The 26928-nt window shown below is 70.7% G+C and carries 28 protein-coding genes; 14 read left to right on the top strand and 14 right to left on the bottom strand.

All coding sequences use genetic code 11. The annotated features are described in order from the left end of the window. Positions 1–114 precede the first annotated feature (114 nt). The gene (locus IF61_RS0115360) at positions 115–819 is read left to right on the top strand and encodes an SDR family NAD(P)-dependent oxidoreductase (protein WP_030366948.1); all 705 of its coding nucleotides are present in this window, start codon (positions 115–117) and stop codon (positions 817–819) included. 145 nt (positions 820–964) lie between these two features. Beyond that, positions 965–2173 carry a 3-hydroxybenzoate 6-monooxygenase gene (locus IF61_RS0115355; RefSeq protein ID WP_030366947.1) on the top strand — a complete coding sequence of 403 codons (1209 nt, stop codon included), beginning with the start codon at positions 965–967 and terminating at the stop codon, positions 2171–2173. Positions 2174–2239: 66 nt separating this feature from the next. On the opposite strand, the gene IF61_RS0115350 is transcribed toward IF61_RS0115355, so the two are convergent. Next, positions 2240–2752, bottom strand: a complete 513-nt coding sequence (locus tag IF61_RS0115350; RefSeq protein ID WP_342667995.1) for a rodlin — start codon at positions 2750–2752, stop codon at positions 2240–2242. 202 nt (positions 2753–2954) lie between these two features. Continuing rightward, positions 2955–3407, bottom strand: a complete 453-nt coding sequence (locus IF61_RS0115345) for a rodlin (protein WP_245684512.1) — start codon at positions 3405–3407, stop codon at positions 2955–2957. A 704-nt stretch (positions 3408–4111) separates the two neighbouring features. Between IF61_RS0115345 and IF61_RS0115340 the strand changes: the two genes are divergently transcribed. Beyond that, a complete protein-coding gene (locus IF61_RS0115340) occupies positions 4112–4708 on the top strand; it encodes a TetR/AcrR family transcriptional regulator (RefSeq protein WP_030366944.1) in 597 nt (198 codons plus the stop codon). A 270-nt stretch (positions 4709–4978) separates the two neighbouring features. Here IF61_RS0115340 and IF61_RS0115335 read toward each other — a convergent pair whose 3' ends face one another. Then, the gene (locus tag IF61_RS0115335; protein ID WP_030366943.1) at positions 4979–5641 is read right to left on the bottom strand and encodes a ScbR family autoregulator-binding transcription factor; all 663 of its coding nucleotides are present in this window, start codon (positions 5639–5641) and stop codon (positions 4979–4981) included. A 178-nt stretch (positions 5642–5819) separates the two neighbouring features. Between IF61_RS0115335 and IF61_RS0115330 the strand changes: the two genes are divergently transcribed. Further along, positions 5820–7085 (top strand): alpha/beta hydrolase, encoded by a 1266-nt coding sequence (locus IF61_RS0115330; protein WP_211264886.1) that lies wholly within the window; start codon positions 5820–5822, stop codon positions 7083–7085. Between the two features lie 9 nt (positions 7086–7094). On the opposite strand, the gene IF61_RS0115325 is transcribed toward IF61_RS0115330, so the two are convergent. Then, a complete protein-coding gene (locus IF61_RS0115325; RefSeq protein ID WP_030366941.1) occupies positions 7095–8276 on the bottom strand; it encodes an alpha/beta hydrolase in 1182 nt (393 codons plus the stop codon). Between the two features lie 215 nt (positions 8277–8491). Here IF61_RS0115325 and IF61_RS0115320 point away from each other — a divergent pair, with 215 nt between their 5' ends. Together IF61_RS0115320 and IF61_RS34180 are read left to right on the top strand one after the other, a co-directional pair. Next, entirely contained in the window at positions 8492–9118 is a 627-nt protein-coding gene (locus tag IF61_RS0115320) for a GNAT family N-acetyltransferase (RefSeq protein WP_052392708.1), read from the top strand. A 286-nt stretch (positions 9119–9404) separates the two neighbouring features. After that, positions 9405–11024: a vWA domain-containing protein gene (locus IF61_RS34180; RefSeq protein WP_030366939.1), complete on the top strand. Its 1620-nt coding sequence runs from the start codon at positions 9405–9407 to the stop codon at positions 11022–11024. Between the two features lie 30 nt (positions 11025–11054). Here IF61_RS34180 and IF61_RS0115310 read toward each other — a convergent pair whose 3' ends face one another. Together IF61_RS0115310 and IF61_RS0115305 are read right to left on the bottom strand one after the other, a co-directional pair. After that, positions 11055–12059 (bottom strand): sensor histidine kinase, encoded by a 1005-nt coding sequence (locus tag IF61_RS0115310; protein WP_342667994.1) that lies wholly within the window; start codon positions 12057–12059, stop codon positions 11055–11057. A gap of 20 nt (positions 12060–12079) precedes the next feature. Continuing rightward, entirely contained in the window at positions 12080–12733 is a 654-nt protein-coding gene (locus IF61_RS0115305; protein ID WP_030366937.1) for a response regulator transcription factor, read from the bottom strand. Positions 12734–12963: 230 nt separating this feature from the next. On the opposite strand from IF61_RS0115305, the gene IF61_RS35235 reads away from it, so the two are divergent. Then, positions 12964–13146: a hypothetical protein gene (locus tag IF61_RS35235; RefSeq protein WP_030366936.1), complete on the top strand. Its 183-nt coding sequence runs from the start codon at positions 12964–12966 to the stop codon at positions 13144–13146. Positions 13147–13278: 132 nt separating this feature from the next. Here IF61_RS35235 and IF61_RS0115295 read toward each other — a convergent pair whose 3' ends face one another. The 3 genes from IF61_RS0115295 to IF61_RS0115285 form a co-directional block, all read right to left on the bottom strand. Next, positions 13279–14109 carry a hypothetical protein gene (locus IF61_RS0115295; protein ID WP_052392707.1) on the bottom strand — a complete coding sequence of 277 codons (831 nt, stop codon included), beginning with the start codon at positions 14107–14109 and terminating at the stop codon, positions 13279–13281. A gap of 158 nt (positions 14110–14267) precedes the next feature. Continuing rightward, positions 14268–14690: a peptidase inhibitor family I36 protein gene (locus IF61_RS0115290; RefSeq protein ID WP_030366934.1), complete on the bottom strand. Its 423-nt coding sequence runs from the start codon at positions 14688–14690 to the stop codon at positions 14268–14270. Between the two features lie 148 nt (positions 14691–14838). Further along, entirely contained in the window at positions 14839–15573 is a 735-nt protein-coding gene (locus IF61_RS0115285; protein ID WP_157848608.1) for an ArsR/SmtB family transcription factor, read from the bottom strand. 348 nt (positions 15574–15921) lie between these two features. On the opposite strand from IF61_RS0115285, the gene IF61_RS0115280 reads away from it, so the two are divergent. Next, positions 15922–16662, top strand: a complete 741-nt coding sequence (locus IF61_RS0115280; protein WP_030366932.1) for a dienelactone hydrolase family protein — start codon at positions 15922–15924, stop codon at positions 16660–16662. A 125-nt stretch (positions 16663–16787) separates the two neighbouring features. Here the strand turns inward: IF61_RS0115280 and IF61_RS0115275 are convergent, their stop codons facing one another. After that, complete coding sequence (locus tag IF61_RS0115275) at positions 16788–17633, bottom strand: hypothetical protein (protein ID WP_052392705.1); 846 nt, start codon at positions 17631–17633, stop codon at positions 16788–16790. A gap of 397 nt (positions 17634–18030) precedes the next feature. Next, positions 18031–18894, bottom strand: a complete 864-nt coding sequence (locus IF61_RS0115270) for a LysR family transcriptional regulator (protein WP_052392704.1) — start codon at positions 18892–18894, stop codon at positions 18031–18033. Between the two features lie 131 nt (positions 18895–19025). Between IF61_RS0115270 and IF61_RS0115265 the strand changes: the two genes are divergently transcribed. Then, complete coding sequence (locus IF61_RS0115265) at positions 19026–19745, top strand: SDR family oxidoreductase (RefSeq protein ID WP_030366929.1); 720 nt, start codon at positions 19026–19028, stop codon at positions 19743–19745. A 156-nt stretch (positions 19746–19901) separates the two neighbouring features. Here the strand turns inward: IF61_RS0115265 and IF61_RS34170 are convergent, their stop codons facing one another. Then, positions 19902–20144, bottom strand: a complete 243-nt coding sequence (locus IF61_RS34170) for a DUF397 domain-containing protein (RefSeq protein WP_078660224.1) — start codon at positions 20142–20144, stop codon at positions 19902–19904. Continuing rightward, positions 20141–20950, bottom strand: coding sequence for a helix-turn-helix domain-containing protein (locus IF61_RS0115260; RefSeq protein WP_030366928.1), 810 nt, complete (start codon positions 20948–20950; stop codon positions 20141–20143). The genes IF61_RS34170 and IF61_RS0115260 overlap by 4 nt, the downstream gene beginning before the upstream one ends. A 344-nt stretch (positions 20951–21294) precedes the next feature. On the opposite strand from IF61_RS0115260, the gene IF61_RS0115250 reads away from it, so the two are divergent. The 5 genes from IF61_RS0115250 to IF61_RS0115230 all read left to right on the top strand — a co-directional run bounded on the left by IF61_RS0115250 (position 21295) and on the right by IF61_RS0115230 (position 24980). After that, positions 21295–21537 (top strand): DUF7848 domain-containing protein, encoded by a 243-nt coding sequence (locus tag IF61_RS0115250; RefSeq protein WP_030366927.1) that lies wholly within the window; start codon positions 21295–21297, stop codon positions 21535–21537. Between the two features lie 80 nt (positions 21538–21617). Beyond that, positions 21618–23339: a methionine--tRNA ligase gene (gene metG, locus IF61_RS0115245; RefSeq protein WP_030366926.1), complete on the top strand. Its 1722-nt coding sequence runs from the start codon at positions 21618–21620 to the stop codon at positions 23337–23339. Between the two features lie 152 nt (positions 23340–23491). After that, a complete protein-coding gene (locus IF61_RS0115240; protein ID WP_052392703.1) occupies positions 23492–23869 on the top strand; it encodes a hypothetical protein in 378 nt (125 codons plus the stop codon). 10 nt (positions 23870–23879) lie between these two features. Then, positions 23880–24416 carry a DinB family protein gene (locus IF61_RS0115235; RefSeq protein WP_030366924.1) on the top strand — a complete coding sequence of 179 codons (537 nt, stop codon included), beginning with the start codon at positions 23880–23882 and terminating at the stop codon, positions 24414–24416. A gap of 57 nt (positions 24417–24473) precedes the next feature. After that, on the top strand, positions 24474–24980 hold the full coding sequence (locus tag IF61_RS0115230; RefSeq protein ID WP_052392731.1) for a MarR family winged helix-turn-helix transcriptional regulator: 507 nt from the start codon (positions 24474–24476) through the stop codon (positions 24978–24980). A gap of 77 nt (positions 24981–25057) precedes the next feature. Here IF61_RS0115230 and aspS read toward each other — a convergent pair whose 3' ends face one another. After that, positions 25058–26833: an aspartate--tRNA ligase gene (gene aspS / locus IF61_RS0115225; RefSeq protein WP_030366922.1), complete on the bottom strand. Its 1776-nt coding sequence runs from the start codon at positions 26831–26833 to the stop codon at positions 25058–25060. Positions 26834–26928 lie beyond the last annotated feature (95 nt).

The following is a 26928-nucleotide window of genomic DNA, read 5'->3' as shown; positions in this document are numbered from 1 at the left end:
CCGTGACGGCACCTGACGAAGTCAAACGCATATGCAACCGGCCGGCCCCGATTCCCCTGATGCTGAAGGAAGTTGACTCGGCCGCGGTGCCGCGACGGAAACAGGGGAGACGCAATGTCCAAGCGATTCGCAGGCAAGGTTGTCCTGGTCACCGGGGGCGGAGAAGGAATCGGCCGCGCCGCCGCCTTCGCCTTCGCACGCGAGGGGGCCGACGTCGTGGTCGCCGGCCGGCACCCGGAAATGCTGCACGACACCGTTGAGGAGATCAAGGCACTGGGCGGCAGCGCCAGTTGCGGAATTGCCGACGTGACCCAGCACGGCGAGAACGGCGGCGCGTCCGACGCGGAAGCCATCGTGGCCGCCGTCGTCGAGCGGCACGGCCGCATCGACGTCGCTTTCAACAATGTCACCGAACTCGGCCCGAACCAGCCCGTGGCGGAGATCTGCGAGAGCGTCTGGGGCGAGACCCTGGCCGCCAACCTGACCGGGGTCTGGCTTTCCATGAAGCACGAGATCGCCCACATGGAGCGCAACGGCGGCGGCGTGATCGTGAACACCGCCAGCAATATCGGCAGCCAGGGCATGCTGCCGGGGCTCGGTGCGTACGCCGCGTCGAAGGCGGCGGTGAGCACGCTCACCCAGACCGCCGCGCGCGAGTACATCGGCAAGGGCATCCGCATCAACGCCATCAGCCCGTGCCCGCTGGGCCGCGGCGCGAAGGTCGAGGAGATCGCCGACACCGTGCTGTGGCTGGCCTCCGACGAGGCGTCCTACGTCGTCGGCCACGACCTTGTCCTGGACCGCAAGACCGCCGCCTGACCTCCGCCTGACCTCCGCCTGACCTCTGCCGTCCGACCCATCCGACCCATCCGACCCGTCCGATTCGACCCACTCGTCCCACCCGTCCGACCGTCCCCTTGACCACCACCCCCTCCCTCCGCGCGAGAGGACTGCGAGAGACGACATGGCCAACATCCTTATCGCCGGCGGCGGCATCGGCGGCCTCGCGGCCGCCCTGTCCGTCGCCCGGCAGGGTCACCGGGCGACCGTGCTGGAGCGCAGCGACGTCTTCGGCGAGGTCGGGGCCGGCATCCAGCTCGGCCCAAACGCCTTCCATGCCCTCGACAGCCTCGGCGTGGGTGCCGCGGTCCGCGCGCGGGCCGTGCTGATCGACGAACTGCAGTTCATGGACGGCACGACGGGCGAGCGGATCGCCCGCATGCCGCTGACCGGCGCCTACCGGGAGCGCTTCGGCAATCCGTACGCCGTCGTGCACCGCGGCGACCTCTACCAGGCGCTGCTCGACGCCTGCCGCGCCCACCCCGCCGTCACCCTCCTCGGCGGTCACTACGTGGTGCGCTACGAGCAGACCGACAAGAACGGGGAGGGCGCGGACGGCGGCTCCGGCGGCGTCACCGCCGTCACGTGCACCGGCCGCGCCTTCCACGGCGACGTGCTGGTCGGCGCGGACGGCATCCGCTCGGCCGTGCGCCGCCAGCTCGTCGGCGACGGCGACCCGCGCGTGTCGGGGCACACCATCTACCGCTCGGTGATCCCCATGGACCAGGTGCCGCGGGAGCTGCGCTGGAACAGCGTCACGCTGTGGGCCGGCCCCAAGTGGCACTTCGTGCACTACCCCATCGCGGGCGGCAAGTGCCTGAACCTGGCGGCGACCCGCGACGACGCCGCTTCCGAGGCGGTGGCGGGGCTGCCGGTGCCGGCCGAAGCGGTCGTCGCCGAGTTCCCGGAGCTGGGGCACGCCGCGCGGCGGCTGCTGGAGCTCGGCAAGGGCTGGCGGGCGTGGGTGCTGTGCGACCGCGACCCGGTGACGGGCTGGACGGACGGCCGGGTGACGCTGCTGGGCGACGCCGCGCACCCCATGCTGCAGTACGCGGCGCAGGGCGCGTGCATGGCACTGGAGGACGCGGTGCTGCTGGGCGAGCTGCTGCGCGGCGCGGAGCCGGGCGAGCCGGCTCTGGAGCGGCGGCTGGAGAAGTACAACGCGGCGCGCAGCGAGCGCACGGCGCGGACGCAGCTGGTGGCGCGCGAGATGGGCAGGCAGCTGTACCACCCGGTGGGGGAGGCGGCCCGGGCCCGCAACCGGATGCTGTGCTCGCTGACGGCGGACGAGTTGTACGACAAGGTGGCGTGGCTGCATGCGGGGGTGCGCTGACCGAGCGCACCTGCACGGACGCCCCCGGGGAAACCGGGGGCGTCCGTGGTGTGGGGGGTCGTGCCGTCAGTGGCCGTGCCCGTGGTGCCAGTCGTCGTCGCCGTGGCCGCCGCGGTGGTCGTCGTCGTCACGGTCGTGGTGACCGAAGCCGCCGTGGTGGTGCCCGTGGTGGTGGTGGTGCTCGTCGCGGTCGTTCCAGGAACCGTTGCCCGAGATGATCGGGATCTCGTCCAGGATGTGCGACAGCGGGTCGTCCCCGTCGCTGATCGTGGAGTTCTCCGTGCAGGACTGCTGCTGCTGCGAGGAGAGGATCGGGATGTCCTGAAGGCCGATGTTGATCGCGCTGAGCAGGGACTGGGCGCCGAGCTTTCCGATGCCGATGCACGGCTTGTTCAGCGAGCCGTTGATCAGACCCATCTGCGGGCTCATGTAGCCGCCCGTCCAGGTGTTTCCGTACATCTGACCCGCGCCGTTGGCGTTCGCAACGTCTTGGCGGTCGCCGACGGCCATCGCGGGGGTCGCCGACACGCCGGCCGCGGAAGCCACGAGTGCGGTCGTGGCCACTACTTTCTTGATCACGCTTGGTTCCTCGTTCTGGCTCGACGATTACGGGATCTCTGAGCTCCCTGCCTAACTCGGTAATTTGCCGGAGGTTATTACCGGATACGGCCCTTCACTCATTCGGCCCAGGAGCCGGAAGGGGCCCCGGAAATGGGAAAACCCCCTGCCGCGGGGCCCGCACACCCGCCGCAGGGGGAATTCCGTCCGACTACCGCGATGCTCAGTGCCCGCCGAAGCCCGGGTGGCCGCCGAAGCCGTGGTGGCCGTGGCCGCCCTCGCTCTTGTTGCCGGAGCCGTTGCCCGAGATGATCGGGATCTCCGAGAGGATGTGCGACAGCGGGTCGTCCCCGTCGCTGATCGTGGAGTTGTCGGTGCACTGCTGCTGCTGCTGGGACGTGAGGATCGGGATGTCCTGGATGCCGATGTTGATGAGGAGCGCCAGCACGGACTGCACACCGATCTTGCCGATGCCGAGGCACGGCTTGTTCAGCGTGCCCTGGATCAGGCTCATCTGCGGGCTTTCCACACCGCCGGTGTGCGTGTTGCCGTAACCGGTGTGCGCGGCGTTGCCGTTCGCGACGTCCTGATCGTTTCCGATGGCCATCGCCGGGCCGGCCATGGTGCCGACCGCGGACGCCGTCAGGGCGGCTGTGGCAATTACCTTGTTGAGCACGTCGTAAGCCTTTCGATCGTGTAGCGCCCCCACTGGGAAAGCGTTCTGAATAACTCCGCCCCTATTCGGAGGTTCCGGGCTTTCACTCATTCGAGCCAGTGGGACGGCAGCACGTAGGACTGGCCGATAAATGTAAATAGGGAGGGCAGTGATATGGATACCGGCGGCCGGACGGGGGCCCGCGGGCGCGCCCGTGAGCGGTTCCGCGAGCGCGTTCGCGAGCCCCGTTCGCGAGCCCCGTTCGCGAACGCGTCCGTCAGGGCGTCCGTCAGGCGTCACGCCGGCGGTCCAGGCGGCCGCATGCGCCATCGCCTCGTACAGGACGTGCTCGACTTGGGGGGCGTCAAGCGGGTATGTCAAGGAATGGGTGGCGATGCACGCCTCACGAGGTGACAGGTTCGCAGCCGTTGCACGCTCCATGTCGGCTGCCCCTGTGGCCACTTGGCCACCACGCGACCATTCTGACCACGACAATGTATGTATTGCGTGTCGGTGATGTCGCGGTCGGCCGCTGCGCACCCGCCGTGGACCTTTTCTGCGGCATGATCTCCACTCTCCCTGGCATGTGCAGCGGCGGCCCGGCGCGTCCACTTGCCTGCCGGCGCGGCCAGTTGGGGCAGACGGGAAGGCGGACTGCCAGCTGACCGGGCGTCAAGTAGGTTGCCCGGGAGGCGACAGGTACACGACAACGGCAGGAGAGACCCATGGGCAGCACCCCTCAGGCGCGCCGGAGCGACACCCGGGAGCGCATCCAGAAAACGGCCCTGGACCTCTTCGTCTCACGTGGTTACGAAAAGACGTCGCTACGGGAGATCGCCGAGGAGCTCGGCGTCACGAAGGCGGCGCTGTACTACCACTTCAAGACGAAGGAGGACATCCTCAGCGCGATCTCCAGGGACCTGGGGAGGCCGGTCGACGAACTCATCGCGTGGGCGGAGGAACAACCGCCCACGATGGAGACGAAGCGGGAACTGTTGCGGCGGTACAGCGCCGCGCTCGCCTCGGCCATGCCGATCTACCGCATCCTGCAGGAGAACCAGGCGACGCTGCGGGACCTGGCCGTCGGCCGGGAGCTGAGCGACCGGGTGACCGCGATCTCGCGGCTCATGCACGCGGGTGACCTGGAGTTCGGCTGTCGCATGCGGGTCGCCAGCGCGGTGCTCACGGTGCACTTCGGGGCGTTCACGCCGTGCGCGGCGACGGTCGGCACGGTGGAGCAGCGGCGCGCGGCGCTCCTGGACGTGGCCCTGTCCACCCTCTCCGGCGCGCAGGTCCCGACGATGTCCCCGGACCCGGCCTGACCCGTCCGGGACGCCGGCCCTGAGGCGCCCGCTCCCGCCGCGACGGTGCGCGGCCCCCGCCGACGCGACCGGCGGTGCCGACCCCCGGCCCAGCCGGTACGGCACCGCCGGTCAGCGCCGTCGTGGCGCATCGCCGCCGCGGCGGAAGGGGGCGGCCGGAGCACCACCCTCCCACCGGCCCGGCCAAACACCCCCGCCGCAACGGAAGAGGGCGGCCGGCGCCCAAACCCTCGCTGGGCACCGGCAACACCCCGCACCCCGCCGGAGGCGCTACGCGCCCACCGGTTCCAGCGTGGCCAGCGCCAGCGCCCTCGCGCCGCGGCCCGGGGCCATGTCCAGGCGGGCCAGGACGGCGGGGACGGCGATGGAGGGCATGAGGTGCTCGTAGAGGACGATCGCGCGGCGTTCGAGGTCGGCGCGGTCGGAGACCGACTGCGACAGCGCGTTGATCCCCCCGAACGCCCCCACGATCAGCTCCGCGACCTCCGCCGGCACGACGTCCGGTAAGACTTCCCCCCGCTCCTTGCCCTCCGCCAGCAGCCGCGTGTGGAGCTCGATCCACCCGGTGAACGGCCCGCTCCGGTGGAGGAGCGCCGCGGAGCCGTGCTCCATGGTCAGCCGCACGCTCCCCCGCAGCACGGGGTCGACCAGCAGCTGGTGGGCGAAGACCATGCCGAGGTCGACGAGCCGCTGCATCCGGCACCCGCCGGGCAGGTCCAGGAGGGCGGACGTCGCCTCGGCCTGGGCGTCGATGACGGCGAGCGCGAGGTCCTCTTTCGAGGGGAAGTGGAAGTACAGCGCGCCCTTGGTGACCTCGGCCCGCGCGAGGATCTCGTTGATCGTGGCGGCGTCGTAGCCCCGTTCGTCGAACACCACCGCGGCCGCCTCCAGGATGGTCTGTCGAGTCCTGATCGCACGGTCCTGCTTGGCCACGGCACGCCTCCGAATCGATGGGCCCCGCTCACCGCCTGCGCGCGGTGTGGAGGGCTGGGCATCCAGCGGCCGCAGCCGGTACCGGGCGCGCCCGCGGCGTCGAGCGTATGCAGCACACCCGCGTCAAGGGAGGAGAGCGAACCAGCCAACGTGTATCTATGGGATATCTATGGGAGCGATGAGTCTCACCGGAACCGCGTTCTTCGCCGCGCTGGCCGCGGCGACGGCGGGCGCCGTGCTGGCCGCCCTCCTCCTCTGGTCGAGGATTCCCGGCCCGGCCCCCGCCCGCTGGCTCGCGCGCGTGCTGCTGATCGGGCTGTGCCAGGTGACGGCCATCTGCGTGGTGGCCGCGTGGATCAACACGAGTTACGGGCTGTACGCCTCGTGGGACGACCTGCTGGGCCGGGCGGGCGGCAGCGGGCCGGTGGCGATGCCGGGGCCGCCGCCCGACCGCGCCCGCTTCCTGCGCGGGGACGCGGGGATACAGCAGACGTACGTACGGGGCCCCCGTTCGGCGCTGTCCGGTCAGGTGATGGTGTGGACGCCGCCGCAGTACGACGAGCCGCGCTTCCGCCGCACGCCGTTCCCCGTGGTGATCCTGTTGCACGGCATCCCCGGTTCGCCGCAGTCGTGGCTGGACCAGGGCCACATGCCGGCGGCCTTCGCGAAGCTGCTGCGCGCGGGGACGACCCATCCGTTCATCCTGGCCGTGCCGGTGATCAACCCCGGCGGGCTGGACACGGACTGCGCCGACATCCCGGGCCACAAGATCGCCACGTGGCTCTCCACGGACGTCCCGGAGGTGATCCGGCAGCACTTCCGTACGGGGAAGGGCCCCCGGTCGTGGGGGCTGCTGGGCATCTCGACCGGCGGCTACTGCGCGGCGAAGCTGCCCCTGCAGTACCCGCGGGTCTTCGGCGCGGGCGCGGCCCTCGACCCGGACCCGCTCAACGGCGAGCAGGGCGCCCTGACCGATCCGGTCCTGCGGGAGCACAACAGCCCGACGTGGCTGGTGGCCCACGCGAAGCCGGCCGGGGACGGTGCGGGCGTCGGGCTGTTCCTGGCGACGTCGCGGCAGGACCGTTCCAGTCCGCCGTCCCTCATCGAACAGTTCGAGCAGGCCGCGGCCGGCAGCGGTGTCCGGCTGCGGACGATGCTGGCGCCGGCGGGCGGGCACAACTACCACACGTGGATCTCGATGTACCCGGCCGCGTTCGCCTGGCTCAGCGAGGAGCTGGCCGGTCCGGAAGGCCAGGCCCCGCCGAGCGGTCCGCCGCCGGGCGGCCGGACGCCGGGCGACCAGCCCGCGGACGCCGAGGCCCCGGGCGACGGGGCTCCGCACGACGGGGCTCCGCGCGGCGAGGCTCCGGGCGATGAGGCTCCGCGCGGCGAGGGTCCGCGCGGCGAGGCCGAGGGCGCCGAAGCCCCGGCCGAAGCCCCTTGATCGTCGACGTCAATTGTTGACGTCCTGCGGGAACGTCATCTGCTTGCTCATCCACTCCAGCGTCGGCCCGACCTCACGCCGCCACGTCGTGAAGTTGTGACTCCCGGACGGAAGAATGATCTTCGCCGCCGTCATCGGTTCCTTGACGGCCTTGAGGAATTTCTCCGTCTCCTTGAAGTTCTTCTCGCCTTCCTTGCTGCTGGTGACGAGGACCGAGACGCGCGGCGCGGGCAGGTGCTCCAGCCGCCAGAGCAGATCGTGCTCGCGCTTGTTCTTCTCGCCCTCCTCGCCGTCACCGAAGAGGTTTCCCGTGGTCAGATCATTCTTGATCTTGTAGTCGGCGGAGAGGGCGCCCGCCACCGGAAACGTGCCCGGCTGCCGCATCGCGAGTTCGAGCGCGCACGTGCCGCCCGAGGAGTACCCCATGACGCCCCAGGCGCTGGCCTCGTGGCCGACCCGGTAGGCGCTCTTGAGCGCCTCCGGCAGGTCCTTGGTGAAGTACGTCTCCGACTGCGGCCCCCCGGGGACGTCCACGCACTCGGTGTCGCGCGGCGGGGCTATCGTCGGCCGCACCATCACGATCACGGTCGGCTGCATCTTGCGCTCGCCGATCAGGTCGCTCGCCGTCTTCGGCACCTTCAGGAAGTGGGAGAGGTTGGTGATCCCGCCGGGGTAGCCGCTGATGGCGATGACGACCGGGAAGCGCTGGCGCTTGTACTGCTCCTGGAAGTACTGCGGCGGGAGGTAGACGAACGCCGGCTCCATGACCCCGGCCCGGCGGGCGACCAGCCGCACCGACTCGACCGTGCCGACCTTGTCCTTCGGCCCCTGCGGGATGTCGGTCTTGTCGAGGCCCTCCGTGCCCGTGTTCCGTACGAGCCCGCCCTTGCCCGCGTCGACCGGCGTGGTGCTCCCGCCGCCGTTGTCGGTGACCTGGGTGACCTCGCCCGGCGAGCGGTCGTACTTGCCGATCAGCTCGCCCCACGAGCCGTAGAAACTGTTCGCGGAATTCACCGCGAGCAGCACCGAGGACATGATCGTCAGCTGGGTGACGACGATCGCGCCGAGCCGGCCGAGCAGGGGCAGCACACCGCGCCCGGAAAGCCGCGGCCAGAGCCAGAGGGTGAGACCGACACACACCACGGCGACGAAGATCACCGTGTACAAGAGCGACCTGCTGGTCAGGCCCATGCGCCCCTCAACTCCCTGCCCCCGTGGTGGGTACTCATGTTCGGTAAAGCGATACTCACCGATGAAGAGGCCGGAATGGGCGGACAGGGTTGCCCTGGACCGATTTCTTACCCTGCTCTTGGCCTCCGCGTGTCCTGCCGGTCCCCCGCCGTTATCGCGCCGGAAACCGCCCCCCGCGGCGGGTGGGTGAGGGTTCCGCTGGGCAAGAAGGGCGCATGGGTGACGTCTTCCTTCGCAGGCTGAGCCGCTGGCAGGCCGACCAGTACCGCGACCAGCTCGCGGACCTGCACGTCGCGGCGTACGACGGTGCGGCGCACGGCGCCGCGGCTTCCGCGGAACCGCACGGCCACGGTGGTCCCGGGCACGGGGAACCGTACGTCGAGCCCTTCCACAGCCGCAGCCGTTTCCGGGAACGGCTCGCCGAGCACTCCGCGCGGCCGGGCTTCGACCTGGTGATCGCGGACTCCGGCGGGCGGCCGGTCGGCTGCGCGTACGGCTACCCCCTGCCGCGCGACAGCGCCCGGTGGCAGGGCTTCGCCGGGTCCGTCCCCGGGCAGCTGGAGGAGCTGACCACGGCGGGCCGGGTCTTCGCCGTCGCCGAGCTGGTGGTGACGCCCCACGAGCGCCGCCGGGGCATCGGGCGGCGGCTGCACGACCGGCTGCTGTCCGGCAGCGGCGCGGAGCTGGCGGTACTGCTCCTCTCCCCCGCGGACGCGCGCGCCGCGGCGGCGGAGGCGGCCCGCCGGTCCTGGGGCTGGCAGCCGGCGGGCAGGCTGCAGCTGCCCGCGGCGGGGGACGTCGGGGACGCCCTGGAGGCGTTCGTACGGCCGTTGCACCGCTGAGCGGCGGCCGCGGCGGGTGGCTCGGCGTACGGCCTGACGCGTGGCCCGGCCTGTGGCCGGAATTCGCCGCCGCCCGCGCCTCCGTCTGACGGAGCGTGAAGTTCCGTGGCCCCAAGTGGGCGTAGGGCCCGTCCCCCGTGCGTGGGGCGGCCGGGAGTGCCTCGCGAGGGTCTGAGCATGCGGGGAATAGGGGGGCGGCTAGCCTTACGTCACCGTCCCCCAGGGGGATGTATACCCGCAACACGGACATTTCATAGCTCCCGAGACACGTGAAGGACTACTCCACATGGGCATTCGGAGTCTGCTGCGGAACGCGTTCGGCCGGTCCAGGACAGCGACGGCCGAGCGAGACGAAGCGAGCCCGCGCGTACAGAGCGCGCCGCCGTCCGTGCCCGCGCCCGCCCAGGAGCCGGACCCGGAGCCGCGCGCCGAACCGCGCACCGAGCCGCGGAGCGAATCCGCTACCGAGCCGCGTACTGAACCTCGTACTGAACCGCGTATTGAGCAGCGCACCGAGCCGGTCGTGGCCCGGCCCCGCACTCCCGCGGAGGAGACCGTTGCCGAGCCCGTCCGCGCCCCGGTGCCGCCGCAGCAGGGTGGCGGGGGCTCCGCGCGCGTGGCGGAGCCGGCCCACGAGCCGGTGACCGGCAGGCCGGCCGCCGGCGATCCGGACGACGACCGCATCCCCGACCCGGGCCCGCTGGAGCCGACGCCGCAGCCGGGGCCGACCCCCGGCCCGCGTCCCGGCCCCGGGCCCGTCCCGCCGGAGCCGAGCCCGGAGCCCGAGCCTGAGCCGACGCCGATGCCGAAGCCCAAGCCGATCCCGCAGCCCCACCCCGTCCCGCCGGTCGAGCCCGAGCCGGTGCCCGAGCCCGCCCCCGGCCCCGACCCGGTCCGCAAGCCGGAGCCCGCGCCGGGCCCGACGCCGGAACCGGCCCCCGCGATGCCGCCGCGCGACGAAGCCCCCGGGCTGACCGCCACGCCGGCCGCCGCGCAGCCCGCCGCGCAAGCAGCCGCACCCGCACCTGCCTCCGCAACCGCACACGCGCAGGCCCCCGCATCCGCACAGACCACCCCACCGGCACCGGCGGAAACAGCCGCATCAACCGCCACGCCGGCACAGGCACCCGCACCCGCACAGGCCCCCGCACCCACACCCGCCGCCCCGCAGGCAGCCGCCCCCGCTCCCGCCATCAGCCTCCAAAAGCTGGAAACCCGCGCCCCCGGCCTGATCAGCCTCTACAAGGCGGCCGGCGCCTCCCTGGAGAAGCAGGGCCTGACCGGGCAGCGCGCGGCGGTCTACCTCGTTCTCGACCGCTCCGGCTCCATGCGCGAGTTCTACAAGAACGGCACGGTCCAGCACCTCGCGGAGCAGGCCCTCGGCCTGTCCGCCCACCTGGACGACGACGGTACGGTTCCGGTCGTCTTCTTCTCGACGGACGTCGACGGCGTGGCCGAGATCGAGCTCGGCAGCCACGAGGGCCGCATCGAGGAACTCCACTCCTCCATGGGCCACATGGGCCGCACCAACTACCACTGGGCGATGGAGGCGGTGATCGAGCACTACAAGAAGTCCGGCTCGACCGCCCCGGCGTTCGTCATCTTCCAGACGGACGGCGGCCCGTACAGCAAGTCGGCCGCGGAACGGGCCCTCTGCGAGAGCGCGAACCTGCCGATCTTCTGGCAGTTCGTCGCCTTCGGCGACCCGGAGGGCAAGGGCTTCGACTTCCTCCGGAAGCTGGACGCCCTCCCGGTCCCGGAGAAGCGCGTCGTGGACAACGCGGGCTTCTTCCACGCGGGCCGCGACCCGAAGTCCCTCACGGACGCCCAGCTCTACGCGGAGCTGATGGTGGAGTTCCCGGACTGGCTGAAGGAGGCCAGGGCGGCGGGCATCGTCGAGGGCTGAGCCCGGATGCCGGCGCCGGGGCGGGCATCGCTACCGCCCCGGCGCCGGAATCTCCACCGTCACCCGCAGCCCCCCGCCCCGGTTCGGCGCGGCGCTCGCGCGGCCGCCGTGGGCCCGGGCGATCGACTGGACGATGGACAGGCCCAGGCCCGTGCCGCCGGAGAGGCGTTCCTTGCCCCGGCCGCGCCGGAACGGTTCGAAGAGAGCCGGAATGTCCGCCGCGGCCACGACCGGGCCGGAGTTGCGGACCACCAGCCGGCCCGGCTCGACGATCACGTCGACGTCGCCGCCCCGGTGGTTGTACTCGACCGCGTTCCGCAGCAGGTTCCCGGCGAGCTGCCCGAGCAGGACGCGGTTGCCGCGCAGCGGCGCCCGTTCGCTGCGCACGGACAGCCGCACCCCCGCCCGCTCCGCGCGCTCCGCGATCGCCGCGGTCTCCTCGGAGACGATGTCGGCGAGGTCGAGCGGGTCTCGGCGCTCCAGCCCGCGGTCGCTGCGGGCGAGCAGGAGGAGGCCGTCTATGAGCCGTTCGGAGCGGCGGTTGGCCTCCAGGAGGGTGGTCCGTACGTGGGCGAGCTCGTCCGGGGACGGGTCCCCGTCCAGCCCGACCTGGATGGCCGTGCGCTGCACGGCGAGCGGCGTCCGCAGCTCGTGCGAGGCGTTGGAGATGAAGCGGCGCTGGCTCTCGAAGGCGCCCTGGACGGGGCGCAGGCAGCGGCCCGCCGTCCACCAGCCCACCCCGAGCGCCAGCAGCGCCGTCACCAGCAGCGCCGCGAACGACCACATGATCAGCTGCTGGGAGGCGGCGGCACTGACGTCGCCGGAGATCCGGTACGCCGACCACGCGCTCACCCGCTCCCCGGGCCGGACGAGTTCGACGGGCACGGCGTTGCGCGCGATCGTCGTCGCCCGCTCCTGCGTGCCGGCGCGCGAGAGCAGGTTCACGGTGAGCAGGAGGCCCGCGCCGAGCACCAGGAAGATCCCGCCGAAGGCCACGGCGATACGGGTACGGGCCGTGAGGAACGGCCGCCTCACGGGTTTCACCCTCACGGAATTCACAGGGCGTACCCCACGCCCTGCACCGTACGGATCAGCGCCGGCTCCCCGAGCTTGCCGCGCAGCTTGCTCATGGCCACGCGCACCGCGCCGGTGAACGGGTCGGCGTGCGCGTCCCAGGCGCGCTCCAGGAGCTCCTCCGCGCTGACGACCGCCCCGTCCGCCTCCAGCAGCAGCTGCAGGATGGCGAACTCCTTGGGCGAGAGGTCGAGATCCCGCCCCTCCCGGTCGGCGGTCCGGCGCACCGTGTCGAGCCGCAGGCCCGCCTTCTCCAGCAGCGGCGGGGCCGGCCGCGCGCTGCGCCGCCGCAGGGCGCGCACCCGCGAGATCAGTTCGGGGAACTCGAACGGCTTCGGCAGGTAGTCGTCGGCGCCCAGGTCCAGCCCGGCCACCCGGTCCTCCATCGACCCGGCGGCGGTCAGCATCAGGATGCGGGTGCGGGAGCCGCCCGCGACCAGGTGCCGGGCGACGTCGTCGCCGTGCACGCGCGGCAGGTCGCGGTCGAGGACGACGACGTCGTAGTCGTGGAGCGAGAGGTAGGCGATGGCCGCGTCGCCGCTGTAGACGGTGTCCACGGCGAACCCGGCCCTGCGCAGGCCCGTCGCGACCAGCTCGGCAAGTATCTCTTCGTCCTCGGCGACCAGTACCCGCATGGCTTCACCCGTCTCCTCTGGAGGCCGTCTCCTCCGGCGTTAGTGCGTCTCCCTCCCAGGATGCGGTGTACACCAGGACATGTTTCGCAAACCTCTCCGCAGACCTGACCAACGCGCTGCCCGCGCCCCCGGGGAGCCTCCGCGCGCCCCGTGCACGCGGTTACGTTCCGCTGATCGAACAACTACTGTGGGTAATCACAGAGTCACTCTGCGGATACAGGAGCTCTCTCATGGCCGTTTCCGGCGAGGCCGTCCCCAGCGAGGAAGGCGAGGTGCGCACGTCCCACGCGGGCACGTTCGCCTCCCTGCAGGACGCCGTCGACTTCGTCACCCTGCCCCCGGGCGAGGGCAGCGGCGAAGCCGGCTTCTCCTACCGGGCGGACGGCCAGGTCGACGTCGTCTATTTCCACTGAGGTCGTCTATTTCCACTGAGGCTTCCTCCGGGGCATCCGCTGAGGCTTCCTCCGGGGCTCCTGTGAGAGGGAGGGGGAACCGGGTGGCGGGAGGGGCAGCCCCCGCCACCCGGTCACAACAGCCCGGTACGGCTACGGCTTGGGCGGGAGCGCGCCCAGCGCGGCCCCGGCCCGCTCCTGCCGGGCGGCAAGCTCCGCCTTGACCTCGGCGAGCTCCTTCGCGTTCCGCTCGATCTCCTGCCGCTGGTACGCCGCGTCGACCGTGAACCACACGCCCACCACGTTGTGCTCCTTCTTGCACCGCGCATCGGCCGTCGCCGCCTCCCGCTCCTTCGCGGACGGCTGGGGCGTACGCCAGGCGGGGTCGCCGCTCGCCTGCAGCGGATCGCCGTACGAGGCGAAACCGCGCTGCTTCATGCACTCCGCCCACCGGGCGAGGACGCCGGCCACGCGCGGGTCGCGCTTCGCCTTCTCGAAGCTGCCGGCGTTGATCCGGTCGGCGACCGGCGCATCGCCGCCGGCCCCGGCCCCGTCCGTACGGAGCGCGGCCCGCGCCTCGCCCAGACAGCCGCCGACGGGGACGGTGCGCCCGCCCACCCGCTGTCCGCCCTTCGCCGCGCCGCTGCCCGGCTTGGCCTTCGGGTCGTCCGTGCCGGTCAGCACGACACCCGCCTCGGCGGAGAGGGACGGCAGCGCCTCGGGCGGCGGGGGCGGCGTCCGCGGGCTGCCCGGCGGCGCGAAGCCGTAGCGGGAGGCGTCGGCGGGATCGGTCACGCCGTAGCGGTACTGCGTACGGGTCCCGGGCCGGAAGGGGGTGCCGGGATCGGGCGGCCGGTAGGTGACCCCGAAGCGGTTCATGCAGCGTTCGACGAGGGTGCGCTGGGCGGCGTCGAGCCGGTCGGCCTGGTCATTGGCGAGGAGATAGGGGTCGATGGGCAGGGAGCGGGAGGCGGCGGATTCCATCGCCGGAAAAGCGGAAGGCCGAGGAGCGTCCTCCTCGCCGGACGACGACCCCGAACAGCCCGCGACCGCCAGCAGAACGCCCGCCACGGAGGCAACAACAGCGAAGGCGCCCCGCCCATGACGACAGGCGGGGCACACGGTGCGCGACGGCAGCTCGATCACCCGAATTTGCCGGACGCGTTGTCGTTCCGCAGCGCGGAATTCAGGTTCGCCTGACCGCCGGCCGCGATGCGCTGGTGCACGCCCGTGTAGTTCGGGCTGTAGTAGATCGTGATGGCGTTGTAGAAGTCCCAGTTGTCGACCGACGCCGCGTTGTTCCGCACGACCAGGCCCGAACCGGAACCGCCACGCACCGAACTGCTCGTCACGAAGTGGTTGTTACCGTAGTTCGGGTCGTTGTTGTACTGCTTGTAGATCGCACCCGTGTAGTTCTGGTGGTAGAACAGGCACGCGTAGCCGGACGAGCAGCTCTCCGCGAACCGGTCCGTCGACGACGCGGAAGCCGGTGAGGTGGCCAGAAGGCCCGAACCCGCGGTCGCAATCGCGATCGCCCCGGCCACGGCCAGACGCTTGAATCGCATACGAAAGCCCTCCTGTTTTCGGCTGTTCCAGCCGTTTCGGCTGTCCAGCCGTTCGGCGGCTTGCAGGAAGCGTTCCGTTTTCGAGCGCCATCCTGTCGAATCGGCGCGGAGAAGGACAGCGCCTTCGAATCTCGTCGAAACGCGCAGCTCACTCGCAGCTCGAATGCACGAGCGCGGACCCGGTGCGGGTCCGCACATGCAACGCGGTGGTGCCGTGCGGCACGGTCCGGAGCAGGCCCGCGTCCCGCAGGGCCGACAGGTGATGGCTCACCGTCGGCGCGGACACGCCCACGCGGCGGGCCAGTTCACCGGCCGTGCAGGCGGTCCCGGCCGCGATGAGGATCCCGGCGCGGGTGGCCCCCATGAGGCGGGCGAGCGCCTTGTCACCGGCGGGATCCGACTGCGGCTGGGCCGCCGGGTGCACGAGGACGGGCGGGGCGTCCGGATCCTCGGGCAGGTGCCCCACGCCGTAACAGAAGTACGACGGCTGGAGCAGCAGCCCCCTGCCGCGCAGGGCGTAGTCCCTGTCCACGGCGCTGCGCACGTGCAGCGTGGGCGGCATCCATCGCATGATCGGCACGTAGCTGCGGAGCAGCCCGTTGACCCCGCCGTCGAGGAGCGCCCGGATCCGCAGGGCGCGGTCGCCGTCGACGCTCGTGCGGACGTCCTCCCAGTACGGGTCGACGGCCACCTCGCGGTAGGCCTCCGGCGGCTGCGGGTGCGACAACCGGGAGAGCACCTCGCGGTGCCAGGCGGCGTAGCGCGGCGGCACGACACGTCTTCGTAAGTGCCGCAGACTCAGCACCAGTTCCCACCGGGGGTCGGGCGCGGTCGCCACGCGGGTGTTGAGCAAGTCCGTGTCCGTGAAGTGAATACGCAGCACCGCGGCAGAGTGTCAAGAACGGTACGGGGGCGCCAGGCGAAATGTGGCTGGGGTCGACTATGGCTGGTTCGGGGCCGAGAAGGGAGGTTTGTTGCACGGAAAACCAGCGGAGGTGCCTGCTACGGCCGGGTCGGCGCGCGCCGCCGGTTCGCGCCGCCGGTTTGCTCCGTAAAACCCGTTGGCGAGCCACGACGACGACTGCTACGTTTTCGGAGGCCGTGCGAGAGAACAAGGAGGTGGTACCCGTGAACGCAGTATCGACATGGGTGCTCCCCTCCGGGGTCACGGTCGGACGATAGACAGGTCGTCCGGGAGCGCCGCTCTGAGCACTCCCGAAAGGGCACGACCATGCATTTCACTTCTGAGCAGCGTCTCGACGACGGCGTCATCGAGCGCGAATTCTCCCTCGGCGAGATCCCCGGCATCCTGTGGACGCCCGCATCGGCATCCGCATCCGCACCGGCGCCGCTGATCCTCCTCGGCCACCCTCCCCTCGGGCTGCGCAAGATGTATCCCCGGCTGGTGGCCCGGGCCCGGCGGTCCGCGGCGGACGGCTTCGCCACGGCCACCATCGAGCTTCCCGGAAGCGGCGAGCGGCCCCGTTGGGCCGCCGCCGAGCAGGCCCGCGCCGACCTGCGCCGGGCGCTGGAGGCCGGCGAGCCGGTCAGCGACGAGATCGTCGACGCTCTCGTCCTCCCGCTGGTCGACAAGGTGGTCCCGGAATGGCAGGCCGCCCTGGACGCCCTCCTTTCGCTGCCCGGGATCTGCGGCCCGGTCGGATACTCGGGGGGAGTGATCTCCATCGGCATCCGGCTGGCGGTGGTCGAACCGCGCATCGCGGCCGCCGCTCTGTTCGCCGGGAGTTTCGTGCCTCGCGCCATGTTCGAGGAGGCTCGTCAGGTCACCATTCCGCTGCACGTCCTGCTGCAGTGGGACGACGAAGGGAACCACCGGCAGGCGGCCCTGGACCTGTTCGACGCCTTCGGCTCCCAGGAGAAGACCCTGCACGCCAATATGGGCGGGCACGCCGGCGTCCCGCAGTTCGCGGGGGACGCCGCGGCCCGGTTCTTCGCCCGGCATCTGAGCTAGCCGCCGACCACCCCTGCCGTCAGGCCCACAGCAGACGGTAGGCGACGCCGGTCAGGACGCCGCTCATCGAGGACGGGCTCCGGCCCTCCTCGATGGCGGTGTCCGGCAGACGCCCGGGCAGGGAGCTAAGCGCCGCCGGTGCGGGCGAGGGTGCGGAGGTGGGTGACGTGGGTGTGGATGGCGGCGGGGTCGGGCCGGTCCGGGGTGGGTTCGGTGCCGCGGCAGGTGCGGCAGAGGCCGTCGGGCAGGGCTTCGGGCGGGCCGGGGATGCCGCAGACCGTGCACTCCATCATCCAGCGGGGTGGCGACGGCGGTGTCTCCGGGGCGGGCGGGAGCTGGGGAGGCACCCTGTCGATGAGCCTCCTGCGGGTGAAAGCGCCCGGGCACTGGATGACGTCGGGGAGGTCGTGCGTGAGGATCCGCGCGAAGGCCAGCGGCGTGATGCCCCGCGCGAACCATTCGGCGGCGAGGCCTTCAAGGGCGGCGCACTCCGCTGCCGAGAGCGTCAGGCGGGGGTCGGAGCAGCCGAGGGTGGCCAGGGCGATGTAGGCCTGGGAGCAGTCGGATTGCGCCTGGTCTTCGGGCGGTTCCCCGGCCGGGGACGGCGTGGCCGGTGAGGGGACGGGCGGCCCCTCGGTGCTCATCAGGAAGGCGTCCCACCAGGCCTGGTCGCGGGCGGTGCGGGAGAAGAACCAGCGCGACACCCACTGCGTACGGCCCTCGCCGACGACGCGTCTGATGCGGCGCAGGTGACCGGCGTCGTTGAGGGCTTTGAGGGCGGTCGCGACGGCCTGCTGCCCGTAGTTCGGCAGCTCTTTGGCCAGGGTCTTGATGTCGACGGCCGCGCCTTCGGGAAGCCGGTCGATGTGGGCCGCGATGTACGCCTCGCGGGTGGGCAGATGCGCGAAGTCGTCCCGGCCGCGGGGGGCTTGATCCGGTGCGGAACGCTTCCCGTACCCGGGCGCGGCCATGGGGGGAGCGGTAAGGTGGGCAGCAGCCACGAGATCACTCATTCTGATCTTGATGGTCAGACCCTGGCTCGGTGCTCCTACACCGTGCCGGGGTCGCTTTGTTGTGGCGCACGCTACACGCCGAACGCGTGGCGTGGCGACTCGGTTGCGTAAAGTCATATGAGTGTGCTTACGCGCGTACTTGCGCGCCCACGCGCGAGGCTTGGGTGGGAGGGTGGGGAGAAACCCTCCCACCCATTCCGTGTATGGATCGCTCGAATCCCGGCCCCCGAATCCCGAAACTCGGCACAGCGGCCGTACGGTCGATCGGACGGCGCCCGACCGCCCTCTCTGCGTCCGATTCCGAAGCCCGAAGCCCGAAGCCCGGAGCCCGAGCGCCGGACGATCCGTCACGCGTTCACCGAGGCACGGGGCTGATGGCGTCGGCCCGGCAGGCTCCACAGACCTGTGCGGGGCCGCCTTCCGTACGCACCAGGGCAGCGGCGGCGGCGACGAAGGCGCGGATCCGGGCGTTGTCCGCCGCTGTCCGCCACACCGCACCGAACTCGACGGGTGGCGCGTCCGGATAGGAGACAAAAGCGACCGTCGGGCGGGTTTGGTACACCGCTGTCTGGCTCGGGACGGGATAGACGCCATGGCCTGCGCCGACCCGGGCCAGCGTCTCCTGGAGCGAGCCCGCCGGCAGCACGCTCTCGCCGGCGAGGTCGCCTTCGCCGACCGCGTCGCGGCGGGCCAGCCGGTGGCGGGCGGGAACGGCGAGCATGACGGCGTCGGATATCAGCACCGGCCCGGCCGTCAAGTCCGGTTCACTGACAGGGAATCGGACGATCGCCACGTCGGCCTCGCCGGACCGGAGGGGGCCGTACGGATCACCCTCGGGGACCTCATGGAGTCGCACCTCGCACTCGGGGTTGCCGACACGCAAAGCGGCCTGGACGGAGAGCACCAAGTCACCCTGGAGCGCCCCGGAGAAGCCCACGTGCAGCGGTCCGGCAACACCCCGGCCGGCCTCGGTCGCACGCGCGATGCCTTCCTGGATACGTACGAACGCCGGGCCGATGTCGTCCCGGAGGCGACGGCCCACCGGGGTGAGGGCGACCCGCCGACTGGTCCGCTCGAACAGCGCGATACCGAACCGGCGCTCCAGCTTCTTGATGGTCTGGCTGACCCGGGCCTGCGAGACGAGCAGCCGCTCGGCGGTGCGCGCGAAGTGCAGTTCCTCGGCGAGCGTCAGGAAGATCTCGATCTCACGGCTTTCCATAACCCTCAGGTTATCGATCCTTTCGGGGTTCGGCATTGTTCGGAAGTCGGCGCACGAGCAGGGTTGATGACGTCGCCTCCGGAGATCCGCCCGGAGGCAGTATCCAGAAGTCATGAGGAACGGGGCACGCCATGGCACAGCCGCTCATCGTCATCACCGGCGCAGGTTCGGGCATCGGCGCGGCTATCGCACGCGCCTTCGCCGACCGCGGTCACGCGCTCCTGCTGCTCGGCCGTCGCCTCGACCGGCTCACCGGCCTGGGCCTGCCCCACGCACTGGCGCGGGCGGTGGACGTCACCGACCGCTCCGCGGTGGCCGCCGCGGTCGCCGAGGCCGAGGCCGCCTTCGGCCCCGCCGACGCGATCGTGAACAACGCCGGGACGATGCTGCTCGGCGAGGTCGCCGAGCAGCCGGCGCAGGAATGGGACCAGATGGTGGACGTGAACGTGCGCGGCCTGCTCAACGGCATCGCCGCGGTACTGCCCGGCATGGTCGACCGCGGAACCGGCACGGTGATCAACATCGGCTCGGTGGCAGGTCTCAAGAGCTACCCGAAGCACACCGTCTACAGCGGCACCAAAGCCGCGGTGCACGCGATCTCGGAGAGCCTGCGCGAGGAGGTCGCCGCGCACGGAGTGCGGGTGGTGACCATCGCCCCGGGCGCGGTCCGTACGGACCTGCTGTCGCACACCACCGACGAGGCCGCCAAGGCCGACTACCAGGCATTCAAGGATGCGGTGGAACTGCCGACGGCCGATGAGATCGCGGAGGCGGTGCGTTGGGTCTACGAGCAGCCGCAGCGGATCACCGTCCGCGAACTGGTACTGGCCGCAACCGGACAGGCCGCGTGACAATGCGGCCGACGCCTTCAGCCCACTTCCACGCCGCGGAGCCCCGCACGGCCGGTGGATTTCCGCGCCGCGAGGGCACCAGCCCCCACCCTCCGCCCGCTGCCAGCCTGTTCTGACCGGCACCCGACCCACGGACCCCAGCCTGGTGAGCGCGGTTTACGCCGCGGCGATGTACGTGAGGAACCCCGTCCAGGCGGGGGCGCCTACGGCGAGTTGAGGACCGGACCTTTGTTTTGAGTCCCGTATGTATATACCCCGCGGCCCATTGGCCATCTCGACGCAATTGCTTCCGTCATCGTCGCTATAACTGGACTTACGCCACGAAATAGCCACTTCGACACACTCGCTGCCGTCCCCGTCGCTATAGCTGGACTTAAACCATACGAGTTCGCCTATCACAGCTCACTCACCATCTGCTCGATGAATCGTGCGGACTCTTCGGTGCTGAGGGCTTCGGACTGGATCGCGCCCTGCCGCTGCGTGGCGACTGAGACATTTTCCGGATCTCCAGTGAAGTGGCTGATCATTTGCCCTTCCGCGAGCATGAAACGCTGATGCTTGGCGGTCTCCAAGAAGACCAATGGGCCGCTAAGCGCAGCCGAGAAGGCGCTGCCAAACGGCAACACCTGGATGCTGACGTTACGCAGCTTGCCTACCTCCAGCAGATGCAGCAGCTGTTCTTTGCAGACGTCGACTCCGCCCATACGACACCGCAAGGCGGCCTCGTAGATCACGAAGCTGCACTGCACCAGTGGCCTACGCGTAAGCAGCCCCTGGCGCTCCATCCGAGCAGCGACGCGCTCTTCGACCTCCTCGTCGTCCACCGGTGGATGGTTGCTGCCGACCAGCGCCCGCGCGTACGCCTCCGTCTGGAGGAGCCCCGGGATGAGCAGCGGCTGGTAGCCCCACAGCGTGATCGCTTCGCTCTCGAAGCTGAAGAATTCCTTCGATCGCTCCGGGAACTTCTCCCGCGTGAGGTACGAAAGCCCGGCTTTCAACTTACCCCGCGCGCCGAACAACTCATCCGCGATCTCCGCCATCCTCGGCGGGCACGCCCGCCTCCCCTGCTCCACGGACCGCACCATTTCCGCGGAATATCCCACCGCCTCAGCCACCTCCTCCCTCGACATCTCCGCTTCCTGCCGCCACATCATGAACTGCTTACCGAAGTACCTGTGGTTGCCCGGAAGGAAAACCTCACCCATGGACCCGTACCCTCCCCTGCTACAGATGGCATACCCTCTGGCCAAAGATTCCGCACATCACTGGCCGTATCCATCTCGTGACCGATCAGGCTAGCCATCCGTGGGCATCAATATGGCGTGAGCAGAGAAAATCCCCCTCCCCTTCCTCTCAGCTACGCAGTAGACACCCGTACCAACCGCCTCGGCCAGGTCATGAACCTCCACGCCGGCGGCGTACACCTGCGCCCACCGCAAGGCGGGGTGGAGTGGGACTGCCCTCCCGAGCACACCCGCCCCGCGTCCGAAGCGGAAGCGCTCCGCGCCCGCGTCGCGCGGCTCAACGCACTGAGCAGGTGGGGGCTGCAGTGACCGCACATACTCCCCGCGCCGTCTACCGCTACGGCACCTGGACCCTCGCCCCCGACCGCGAGCCGGACGCCGAGCCGATCACGTACGTGATGCAGTGCGCCGTGTGCGAGCAGCACTCGGACGCGCTGGAGGATCCCGCGGACGCGCAAGCGTGGACCTTCCGGCACGCCGGCCGGCACCCCTCGCACCACACCTACCGGGAGGTGATCACCCGGCCCTGGAGGGCCTGGATGGCCTGAAGAAACGGCGCGCGGTCACCCCTGGTCGCTCGGATACGCTAAAGGTCTCCATATACGCCCGCGACCAGGGAGCAGCCGCAATGGCTCGACACCTCATCACCAGCGCCCTTCCGTATATCAACGGGATCAAGCACCTGGGCAACATGGTGGGGTCCATGCTCCCGGCGGACGTGTACGCCAGGTACCTCCGCCAGACCGGTCGCGAGACGCTGTACATCTGCGCCACGGACGAGCACGGGACCCCGGCCGAGCTGGGCGCCAAGGAGCTCGGTCTGCCCGTGGACGAGTTCTGCGCGAAGCAGCACGACGCGCAGAAGGCGATCTACGACGGCTTCGGTCTGTCCTTCGACTACTTCGGCCGCAGCTCCTCCCCGGAGAACCGGGAGATCACCCAGCACTTCGCGCGGCAGCTGCAGAAGAACGGGTTCATCGAGGAGCGGTCCATCCGCCAGGTCTACAGCCTCGCCGACGGCCGCTTCCTGCCCGACCGCTACATCGTCGGCACGTGCCCGCACTGCGGCTACGACAAGGCCCGCGGCGACCAGTGCGAGAACTGCACCCGCGTCCTGGACCCGACGGACCTGATCGACGCCCGCTCGGCGATCAGCGGCAGCAGCGAGCTGGAGGTCCGCGAGACCAAGCACCTCTTCCTCCTCCAGTCCGCGCTGCAGGGCGAGGTCGAGGCGTGGATCGACGAGCACGGCAAGGACTGGCCGGTCCTGGCGTCCTCGATCGCCCGCAAGTGGCTGACCGAGGGGCTGAACGACCGCGCGATCACCCGCGACCTGGACTGGGGCGTGCCGGTCCCGGCGGACACGTGGCCGGAGCTGGCGGCCGAGGGCAAGGTCTTCTACGTCTGGTTCGACGCCCCGATCGAGTACATCGGCGCGACGAAGGAGTGGGCGGCCCAGGACCCGGAGAACCGGGACTGGAAGTCCTGGTGGTACGAGGCGACGGACGTCCGCTACACCCAGTTCATGGGCAAGGACAACGTCCCGTTCCACACGGTGATGTTCCCGGCCACCCAGCTCGGCGTCCGCGAGCCGTGGAAGAAGGTCGACTACGTCAAGGCCTTCAACTGGCTCAACTACTACGGCGGCAAGTTCTCCACCTCCCAGAAGCGCGGCGTGTTCACGCACGACGCCCTGGAGCTGCTGCCCGCCGACTACTGGCGCTACTTCATGATGGCGAACGCCCCCGAGTCGGACGACACGTCGTTCACCTGGGAGCTGTTCTCGGCCACGGTGAACAAGGACCTCGCCGACGTCCTGGGCAACTTCGTCAACCGCGTCCTGTCCTTCTCGAAGAAGCGCTTCGGCGACGAGGTCCCGGCCGGCTCCGAGGCGGGCGAGGCCGAGACGAACCTGGGCCGCGAGATCGCCCAGCTGCTCCAGGAGTACGAGGAGCAGATGGAGTCCCTGCAGTTCCGCAAGGCCGCCCAGGCCCTGCGCGCGCTGTGGAGCGCGGGCAACGCGTACCTGGAGACCAAGGCCCCCTGGCTGGAGATCAAGACCGACCCGGAGGCGGCCGCGCTGACGCTCCGTACGGCCATGAACCTCATCCACCTCTACTCCGTCGTGTCGGAGCCGTTCATCCCGGCGTCGGCGGCGGCGATGCGCTCCGCGTTCGCGCTGGCGGACGACACGAAGACGTGGATCACGGCCGACGAGGCCCGCTCGCTGTCCTTCGTCCCGCCCGGTACGGCCTTCACCGTCCCGCCGGTGCTCTTCGCGAAGATCACCGAGGATGACCTGGCGGCCTACCGCGAGCGCTTCGGCGGCGGCGAGGAGCCGACGGCCTAGTCGCCCCGCGCAGCAGCCGCAGAGGGCCCGGAACCGTACGGTTCCGGGCCCTCTGCCGTACCCGTTGATGGATCGGTAATCGTCCGTTGAGGCCGGCCGAGCAGGCTGGGCATCGCACTTACACGGGGGAAGCCTGGAGACGAGGAAGAGCAGTGTTCAAGAAGCCGATCACCATCAGCGTGCACGCCACCGACGAGCTGGTGCGGGCCAGGTTCGCCCGCGAGGTGCGGGCGATGCTGCCCGAGGTGCGGGTGGTCCGGCGGGACGAGGAAGGGGACGTCGGCTTCGTCCTCATGGGGGCCGACGACCCGGCCGCGGCGGCCACGATGCGGCGGCTGACGCGCGAGGGCGGGACGGCGGTGGTGCTGGTCGCGGACGAGCTCGGGGAGAGCGAGCTCATGGCCGTGGCGGAGTACGGCGTGCGGTCCGTGCTGTGGCGTCCCGCGATCACGCGGCGGCAGCTGTCGCGGGCCGTGCACAGCGCCGCGGGATGCTGCCCAAAGCTGCCCATGCTGACCGCGCTCGTGTGACACTGCGGTCATGGTGACGACAGAGCGTGCCATCCCACCCCTGACGGCCGATGAGCGCACCACACTGGAGAGTTGGCTGGACTTCCAGCGCGCCACCCTCGCGCGCAAGGTCGCCGGCCTGACCGACGAACAAGCGCGGGACGCGGCAGCACCGCCGTCCACGCTGAGCCTGCTGGGCCTCGTGCAGCACATGGGCGAGGTGGAGCGGCAGTGGTTCCGCAGAGTGCTCCAGAGCCAGGCGGCGCCACCGCTGTACGGGCCGGGCGCGCGCGGCGAGGCGAGATCCGCGGAGGATCTGGGCGATGCCGATGCGGGCCTCGCCGTCGCGCCGGACGCGAGTCTCGGGGAGGCGGTGGCGGTGTGGCAGGAGGAGATCGCGCGGGCCCGGGCCGCCTACGCGCCCCTGTCGCTCAACGCCGTGGGGACGGTGCAGGGCCAGGAGGTGTCCCTGCGCTGGATCTTCCTGCACATGATCGAGGAGTACGCGCGGCACAACGGGCACGCCGACCTGCTGCGGGAGCGGACGGACGGCGAGACGGGCTACTGAGGGCGCCCCTGAACCGGCCTTGACCTCAAGTCAGCTTGATCTTTTAGCGTCGTGGCCATGACGACGGAACGCGAAAGCCTCGACACCGCCCCCGCCACCGCCACCGACGCCCCGCTCGACATCTCGGCACTGGCGGCCCAGCCCGTCGCCTACTGGACCTGGGCCGCCTCGCAAGCACTGCTCGACCACATCCGCGGCGCGATGGCCCGCGAGGACGTCACCCAGCAGCAGTGGTGGACGCTCAACCACGTCGACGGCGCGGAGAACGGCCTCACCCGCGCCGAGGTCTGCGAGCGGCTGGAGCCCTACCTCAACGGCGTGACGCCCGGCGCGGTGGGCCACGCCGTCGACAGCCTCCTCCGCCGCGAGTGGCTCGTCGCCGGCGACGCCGGCCGCCTGGCCCTCACCGACGCCGGACGGGACGCCAAGGCCCGGATCAAGACCCTCGTCACGCGGCTGCGCGCGGAGATCCACGAGGGCATCACGGACGAGGAGTACGCGGCCGCCCTCACCGTCCTCCAGCGGATGATCAGCAACGTCGGCGGCACGGCCACGCCGCGTTGAAACCGGGGCATCCTGCCCGGCACGCACGAGCCCCCGCGCCGAGAACGGCGCGGGGGCTCAGCACGTAAAGGCGCGTACTACTTGACGACCGGCTTACGGATCGACAGGTGGAGCTCCTTCAGACGGGACTCGTCGACCTCGCTCGGGGCGCCCATCAGCAGGTCCTGCGCGTTGCCGTTGAGCGGGAAGGCGATCGTCTCGCGGATGTTCGGCTCGTCGGCCAGGAGCATCACGATGCGGTCGACGCCCGGGGCGATGCCGCCGTGCGGCGGGGCGCCGAACTTGAAGGCGCGGAGCATGCCGCCGAACTCGCGCTCCACGTCCTCGTTGGAGTAGCCCGCGATCTCGAACGCGCGGTACATGACCTCGGGCTCGTGGTTGCGGATGGCGCCGGAGGACAGCTCGGTGCCGTTGCAGACGATGTCGTACTGCCAGGCCAGGATGTCCAGCGGGTCCATCGTGTTCAGCGCCTCCAGGCCGCCCTGCGGCATGGAGAACGGGTTGTGCGAGAACTCGATCTGGCCGGTGTCCTCGTTCTTCTCGAACATCGGGAAGTCGACGATCCAGCAGAAGCGGAAGACGTTCTCCTCGAACTGGCCGGCGCGCTTGGCGGCCTCGACGCGCACGGCGCCCATGATCTTGGAGACCTCGTCGAACTCGCCCGCGCCGAAGAAAATGGCGTGGCCGGGCTCCAGGCCGAGGCGCTCGGTGAGGGCCTTGACGTTCTCCTCGGTGAGGAACTTGGCGATCGGGCCGGTGAGCGCTGCCTTGTCGGGGAGTCCTTCACCCACACGCACCCAGGCCAGGCCCTTCGCGCCCTGCTCGACCGCGTAGTCGCCGAGGCCGTCGAAGAACTTGCGCGGCTGGTCGCCGGTGGCCGGGACGGCCAGCGCGCGGACGTGCTTGCCGGCGAAGGCCTTGAACTCCGAGCCCTCGAAGACGTCGGAGACGTCGGCGAGCTCCAGCTTGGCGCGCAGGTCCGGCTTGTCGGAGCCGTACTTGAGCATGGCCTCGCGGAAGGGGATCCGCGGGAAGGGGGAAGTGACGTGGCGGCCGTTGCCGAACTCCTCGAAGAGGTCGGTCATGACCTTCTCGATGACCTGGAAGACGTCCTCCTGCTCGACGAAGGACATCTCCATGTCGAGCTGGTAGAACTCGCCCGGCGAGCGGTCGGCGCGGGCGTCCTCGTCGCGGAAGCAGGGCGCGATCTGGAAGTAGCGGTCGAAGCCGGCGATCATCAGCAGCTGCTTGAACTGCTGCGGGGCCTGCGGCAGGGCGTAGAACTTGCCGGCGTGCAGGCGGGACGGCACCAGGAAGTCGCGCGCGCCCTCGGGGGAGGTGGCGGACAGGATCGGGGTGGCCAGCTCGTTGAAGCCGAGGTTGGTCATCTTCTCGCGGATGGAGGCGATGACGGCGGAGCGCAGCATGATGTTGCTGTGCATGCGCTCGCGGCGCAGGTCGAGGAAGCGGTACTCCAGGCGGCGCTCCTCGTTCACCCCGTCCTCGGTGTTGATCGTGAAGGGCAGCGGCTCGGCGGCGCCCAGGACCTCGACGGCGGAGACCTCGACCTCGATCTCACCGGTGGGGAGCTCGGGGTTGATGTTGTCGGCACCGCGGCTGACGACCTTGCCGTCGATGCGGACGACGGTCTCCTTGGTGAGGTGGCTCAGGGCCTCGTTGGCGGGGGTGCCGGGACGGGCCACGAGCTGCACCAGGCCGTGGTGGTCGCGGAGGTCGATGAAGAGGATGCCGCCCAGGTCACGCCGATTGTGCAGCCAGCCGCTCAGTCGCACGTCGGTGTCGACGTCAGCCGCACGGAGCTCGCCGCAGGTGTGGGACCGGTACCGATGCATCGTTCATCCAAGTCGTGATCGAGGGCGTGGGCTAGCGTGCCTGCAGCACAGGCTCGTACGTGCGGCACAGGGCTAGCGTGCATACAACACGGGAG

It is taken from the genome of Streptomyces roseoverticillatus (assembly GCF_000719265.1).
GTDB classification, from domain to species: Bacteria; Actinomycetota; Actinomycetes; order Streptomycetales; family Streptomycetaceae; genus Streptomyces; species Streptomyces roseoverticillatus.
The sequence above is the reverse complement of the archived record's forward strand: the minus strand, read 5'-3'. Positions and strand labels throughout refer to the sequence as shown.